Source organism: Streptomyces sp. MnatMP-M17 (genome assembly GCF_900091995.1).
In the GTDB taxonomy this organism is placed as follows: Bacteria; Actinomycetota; Actinomycetes; order Streptomycetales; family Streptomycetaceae; genus Streptomyces.
In genome coordinates this window covers 1-1,639 of sequence record NZ_FMDK01000214.1, presented here as the reverse complement: position 1 = coordinate 1,639, position 1,639 = coordinate 1, and the positions used below count along the sequence as shown (strand labels likewise).

Here is a 1,639-nt window from a genome sequence, read left to right as displayed (position 1 = left end):
CCGGACGCCGCAGGCCCCGCCCTCCGGGCGGACGGCGCTACTTTCGAAACACGCCCTAGACCGGTCCGTACCGTCCGTACCGTCCGTACCGTCCGTACCGTCCGTACCGAGCGCGGAGGTCTCCGTGTCGCCGCTGTCCTCCTGGTCCCGCCGTGCCTTTCTGGCCTTAACCGGAGCGGGCGCCCTCGGCCTCGCCCGGCCGGCCGCCGTCGAACAGCCCGCCTCCGCCGATGAGTTCGAAGCGCTGCGGCTGCGCTGGACGGACCTCCAGCTCGGCACCGGCTACGATCCCGCCGCCGAGCCCTATGCCTCCCGGCTCGCCGAGACCGCCGAACTCGCCTCGGGCTTCCAGCGGTCGATGGCTCCGGCCGCCACCCATCTCTGGCCCGGAATCGGCTTCGATCCGCCCGCCGGAATCACCCGGAGCTACAGCAGGCTCTGGACCATGGCCCAGGCGTATGCCCGGCCCGGCACCGATCTCACCGGTGACACGGCGCTCCTCGCCGATGCCGTGCGCGGTCTCGGCCATCTCTCCACCACCGTCTACCGGCCCTCGGCCACGCCCTACGGCAACTGGTGGGAGTGGCGGATCGGCAGCCCTCGGCTGCTCATGGACATCACCGCCGTCCTCCACGACCACCTTCCCGAGGAGCTGCGCGCCGCGGCCTGCGCGGCCGTCGACCACTTCGTGCCGGACGCGCTCCTCGGCCCGTACGCAGGCGTCAGCACCGGTGCCAACCGCGTCGACCTCTGCCGCTCCGTCGTTCTGCGCGGGATCCTCGGCCGGGCGCCCGCCAAGATCGCCCTCGCCCGCGACGCGCTCTCGCCCGTCTTCCCGTATGTCACCGAGGGAGACGGGCTCTACGCCGACGGCTCGTTCGTCCAGCACACCTGGGTCGCCTACTCGGGTACGTACGGACAGGTCCTGCTGGACGGTCTGGGCCGGCTCTTCTCGCTGCTCGCCGGATCCGCCTGGGCCGTCACCGATCCCGGCCGGCGGACCGTACTCGACAGCGTGGAGCACGCCTACGCGCCGCTGATCTACAACGGACTGATGATGGACTGCGTCAACGGGCGTGCCATCAGCCGCGGTTACCTCATGAGCGACGAGCTGCCCGTACTGCGCGGCGACCACTTCCACGGCCAGGGACTCATCGCGGCCGTCGCGCTGCTCGCGGGCGGCGCGTCCACGGCCGAGCGCGAGCGCTGGACGGGCCTGGTCAAGGGCTGGATCGAGCGGGACACGGTGTCTCCGGTCCTCACCGCCCCGCAGCTCGACGTCGCCGATCTCGCCCGGCTGCACACGCTCGCCGCCTCGGAGGTGCCCGCGCTTCCCGAGCCGGTCGGCCACCGGCTCTTCGCCTCGATGGACCGGGCCGTGCACCGGGGGCCGGGATGGGCCGCCGCGCTCTCGATGGCATCCGAGCGGATCGCGCACTACGAGTGCGGCAACGGCGAGAATCCGCGCGGCTGGCACACCGGAGCCGGGATGCTCTCCTGGTGGTGCGCGGACCGGAACAACGACCAGTACACCGACTGGTTCTGGCCCACCGTGGATCCGTACCGGCTGCCCGGTACCACCGTCTCCACCAAGCGGCTCGCGGACCGGGCCGGCGGCGAGTGGGGTGCGCCGAAGCGC

Annotated in this window: 1 protein-coding gene; it reads left to right on the top strand. The window is 72.3% G+C overall.

Features of this window, described 5'->3' with window-relative positions:
* Positions 1-133 precede the first annotated feature (133 nt).
* Positions 134-1,639 (top strand): polysaccharide lyase 8 family protein (locus GA0115259_RS10535; RefSeq protein WP_141716513.1); only part of this gene is annotated, 1,506 nt, incomplete at its 3' end.